The organism is Cytophagia bacterium CHB2 (assembly GCA_030263535.1).
Taxonomy (GTDB): domain Bacteria; phylum Zhuqueibacterota; class Zhuqueibacteria; order Zhuqueibacterales; family Zhuqueibacteraceae; genus Coneutiohabitans.
This window is the reverse complement of sequence record SZPB01000456.1, coordinates 1-4,370: the sequence shown is the minus strand read 5'-3', so window position 1 is coordinate 4,370 and position 4,370 is coordinate 1. Positions and strand designations below refer to the sequence as shown.

The 4,370-nt window shown below is 55.1% G+C and carries 4 protein-coding genes; 1 reads left to right on the top strand and 3 read right to left on the bottom strand.

The genetic code is table 11. The annotated features are described in order from the left end of the window. From FBQ85_27135 to FBQ85_27125, 3 genes are all read right to left on the bottom strand, one after another. On the bottom strand, positions 1–1,060 hold a 1,060-nt coding region (locus FBQ85_27135; GenBank protein ID MDL1878808.1), incomplete at its 3' end, for a bifunctional homocysteine S-methyltransferase/methylenetetrahydrofolate reductase. A gap of 95 nt (positions 1,061–1,155) precedes the next feature. Next, positions 1,156–2,829 carry a hypothetical protein gene (locus FBQ85_27130; GenBank protein ID MDL1878807.1) on the bottom strand — a complete coding sequence of 558 codons (1,674 nt, stop codon included), beginning with the start codon at positions 2,827–2,829 and terminating at the stop codon, positions 1,156–1,158. 130 nt (positions 2,830–2,959) lie between these two features. Continuing rightward, positions 2,960–3,754 (bottom strand): hypothetical protein, encoded by a 795-nt coding sequence (locus FBQ85_27125; protein ID MDL1878806.1) that lies wholly within the window; start codon positions 3,752–3,754, stop codon positions 2,960–2,962. Positions 3,755–4,009: 255 nt separating this feature from the next. Here FBQ85_27125 and FBQ85_27120 point away from each other — a divergent pair, with 255 nt between their 5' ends. Next, the gene (locus FBQ85_27120) at positions 4,010–4,240 is read left to right on the top strand and encodes a hypothetical protein (GenBank protein ID MDL1878805.1); all 231 of its coding nucleotides are present in this window, start codon (positions 4,010–4,012) and stop codon (positions 4,238–4,240) included. Positions 4,241–4,370: the final 130 nt, after the last annotated feature.

The following is a 4,370-nucleotide window of genomic DNA, read 5'->3' as shown; positions in this document are numbered from 1 at the left end:
CATCGACGCCGGCGCGCTTCAATGCACGGGCCCCTTCCACAATCGGCTCAAAATCCAAATCGCGCGGCGGATCAAGCTCGACGATGATCGAAGGTTGCGTGCGGACTTTCTGCAAGAAATCCGGCTCGATGATTTTTTGCAGGCTGGGCGGCGCGGGCGCGGGCCGCAACACAATCGTTTTCTCCGTTACCGGCTTGAGTCCGCGCAGCGTATTGGCCATCATCTGCACATGCTCGGGCGTGGTGCCGCAACACCCGCCAATGAGACGCACGCCCTGCTGCCGCAGCTTGAGCGCGGCTTCGCCGAAATATTCCGGCGTGGAAAGATAAATATAGCGGCCATCGACAAAAGCCGGCAAACCGGCATTGGGAAAGGCGGAGAGCAGCAGGCTTTCCTCGAGCGGCACATCACGCAGCGCTTTCAAAATGCCGGCCGGGCCTTTGGCGCAATTGATGCCAACCACGGCCGCGCCCAACTCGCGCAGCCGTTTAAAGATTGCCGTGACGTGCTGGCCGTCGCTGGTGTAGCCCTCTTCATCTGCAACCACCTGTGCAATGATCGGAATGCTCGACAAACGGCGCGCTTCCTCCACCGCGATTTCGAGTTCTGAAACCACGGTGAACGTTTCAAAAAGCAAAGCATCCGGCCGGCCCTGCGCCAACGCGGAAATGTGTTCGGCAAACAGTTGGCGAATATCCGCGCTTTCCATTTCTTCGCTGGCGCGATCGCGCACCGGGCCGATCGAGGCCAGCACGTAAGCCTGCTCATCAGCGGCTTCGCGCGCCAGCCGCACTGCGGCGAGATTGATCTCAGCGACACTGTTTTCCAAACCAAAACGCGCCAGCCGTTTGCGATTGGCCGTGAAGCTGTTGGTCTCAATCGCTTGCGCGCCGGCTTGCACATAGGCTTGATGAATGCCGCGAATCAAGTCCGGCTGGGTGAGATTGAGCTGATCGAAACTCTGTGACAGCGCCACGCCCTGGCTGTAAATCATGGTGCCCATGGCGCCGTCAGCCACGAGGAGATCTTGCTGCAAATGCTCTAAAAAGGAAACCTTCATGCAGACTCATGCTAATAGTTGGAGTGGAAAAATTGCGGCGTCTCAGCTCACCCCACAAATAGAAAATCGCATTGGGGTAGAGTTTTGCCGGACATTCACATTTGATTGGAATAATCTGCCGGCAGAATTTGATTCGAAAAGGCGGGATCATTGCGGGCATGTCCCCACCATTTTTGCCAGGCGGAGATGACGCGTTCGTTGGCAGCTTGCATATCGTTGTTCAATGCCGGGTAATGAATCGTGCCCAGATCCTCTTGCACGAGGGTTGACAGCGCCTGCACAAAAAGGCTTTGCGATTCGGCGGTCGGCTCCTGGTACAGAATGTCAACGAGAGTCGCGACCATGTTGGTATAATTGCCGGCCACGATGAAATCCAGCATGGCTTGTACCTCGTCCAGCGTGAGATCATACTTGCGCCACGCGCTCAGCCATTCCGCGAATTGCGGCAGGCTTTCGGGCCGCTTCAATTCGCGCATTACTTCAATGAGAATCTGCCTCTGCTCGCCCAGAGTGGCTTTAGCGGCAAGAGTGAGCGTTAGTTTTGTCGCCAGCGTATCATTCATGCTGGTCAATGCCAGTAAACCTTCGCGCAGCACGATGTCATCCAACAACGCCTTCTGTTCCAACAACTCGACCAGCGCGGGAACGGCGAAGGTGGCGCGCGCCTCGCCCAAAGCGCCGGCCGCGGCAGCGCGCAAATATGTCTCACGGTTAGCATCGCCGAGCAGGCGAATGAGAAAAAAAATGCCCTCGGACGAACCGATCATACCCAATGCCCGCACGGCTTGCGGATTGTTCTCGTTGGTAATCAGCCGAATGAGGGTGGAATTTGCGCGCGGGTCGCGCAGTTCCGCGAGGCCGCGGCAGGCAGCGTCCTTCACCTTGGGATCGCGCACTTTGAGCAATTCGAACAAAACGTTGAGCGCTTGCGGATGTTTGCTGCGCCCGATGGCCAGAATCAGCGGCTCATAGGTTTGCGCGGAAGGCCGCCGCACACGGTTGGTCAACTCCGTGAAATCGACGAGTGCCGCAGCGGAAGGTTCGAGCAAGAGATAGCGCTGCGTTGAAATCGAGTAGGTTTGAGCCGGGCGCGCCGCCTCTTTTTCGGCGGCGATTTTGTAATTTGCCGCAAGCTCGAAAATGGCAAAGTGCTGGCGATAATCGAAGCGCAGATCAATCGTGTGATAGCTCAACGGCGGCAGCAGGAATTTTTCGGGCAATAAAAATTTGTACGGCTCGCCCGCCGCAGAGGAAGAAAGCGGCAAGGCCACGGAATCAATCGCGCCGGTCACCGACAATCGTTCTTTGCGGCCGGTCAGCGCAACATCCGCCAGCTCGATCAAGCGGATCTCCTGCACCTGAACGCTTTCGCGATAGCGCTGATTGCCAAGCTGCCAGGTTATTTGAAACTGATTGGGAGAAAGCTGATGCTGCGCTTCCAGTTCCCAATAAACCGCGGGCTTTTGCCAGGTTGACCAGGTTTGATAATTGAATCCCACGCCGATCCACAATCCGATCATCAGCAAGATGGCGCAGATCATGCGATAGCGCCGCTTGTAACGATAAACCGAACGCTTCTGGCGGTAGGTTTTGACGCGCGCAAAAATGCGATACAGCAAGAAATGCGCGATGCCTCCGGCGCCCAGCCAGAACAAAACCAGCTTGGTCCAATCCATCGCGCGATTCGAGCTGGCATACAGCACGTACGCCACAAGACTCAACCCAAGCAGCAACGCCGCATTGGATGCGTAATATGTTTTCCTACCCATCGGGATGACTTCAGTTGGAATCAATCGAAAACCACGCCTTTGAAAACGATGATGCACGCGCAGGCTGACGGCAGGCAAGATAAAGAATTATAAAGCGGAATTCAAGAGGGCGCACGGTGAATTCTGGCGCTCAGGCCGGTGCGGCGCGAAAAAGCAGCCCGGCCCGCACGATTAAAAGCTGGCCGAGAATATATGTGGCCCAAATGATTTGCCCGACGACAAACGGCCGCTCGCGCAACAACGCGTAACCCAGCAGAGCATCGGATACCAAAAACAAGAAAGCGCCGAGCATGACCGGCAGCGCCGGCCTGCGCCAGGCGCGGGCAACCCAAATAGCGGCCAGCACCATCGTCGCAATGATAAACGCGTACATGAGTGTGGCATACGCCACGAAGCGCGGCATGTCCGAGGGCATCACAAACGACCAGACGCTGATCGCCAGAACCGGCGCCGCGGCAATCGTTATGGACAAAAATAAATTGCTGCTGGCGCGCAACCACCGGCGGCTCAACAAATAAAACGCTGCGATATAACACACATGCGCCAGCGCAAACGGCGGAATCGACAGCAGCGTTTGCGGCTGAAGTAAGTCCGCGAGTACAAACAAACCGGAATTGATCAGATCGCCGGCAAAAGAAAAAATGATGCCGCCCGCCAGCAAGGAAGCAACGCGCGCCCAATCCTGCCGGGACAGCGACGCATGAAGCGCATGGCTTTGTTGCATCTCTTTTTTGATGACGAACGCGAGCGCCACCAGCAAGAGCGTCTGCATGAGATGATAAAGGCTGTACACGGTTATGTGTTTGCTCAACAGCAGCGGCGCGAGCGCTTCGCCGATGATCAGCATAACGATCACCGTTAAGGTCAAGCGCGAGCTTAAAACTCCTGAAGCGGTAACGTTGAATGACGGAATGGTCGTATTCATGGATAATCTCAGTCCGTATCTTTGCGATAGAATCGTTGCTTTATCAACAAAAACCTGCAAAGCGCGAATTGACGCGCAAGATGCCGGTCTCTCCTGCGCTTCGATTCACAGTGTTTAGTTGCGGCTTGCTCGCGCCGGCGAGATGAAAAGAATCTCTTGACGTTGGCGCAGAGTTGCATTATTTATAAGGCATTGCTTGGCAAAACCTCATTTCACAAAAAGATGCTGTTGAAAAACTCAAGGAAAGGAAATCCCATGCCCCCGGAACCACTCAAGCGCGATGCGCAGGCCCCGACCAACTTGATTCTTGAAATAAAATCCAGTGATGGCACAGTTTGGGGAACCATTTCAGCCGCCGGCAAGCATTTTTCCTCTGGCTCGGTCGGGTTTTATGCCAATGGCAAAGTTGAAAATCCCGCTTCCCATGAGCGCTATCAAGTTGGCGCAAACATCATTCTCATCGGAAGCAAACCCGAAGACAAATGACTTGAAAACCAACGATGGCAATCAAGGCTGCGCCTGCGTTGGCATCAATTCTTTGTCAGAAGCGGAATCACGTCGACACATTTGTCGAGCACGAGATCCGGCTGGAGAGTAGATTTTTGTAATTCATCTC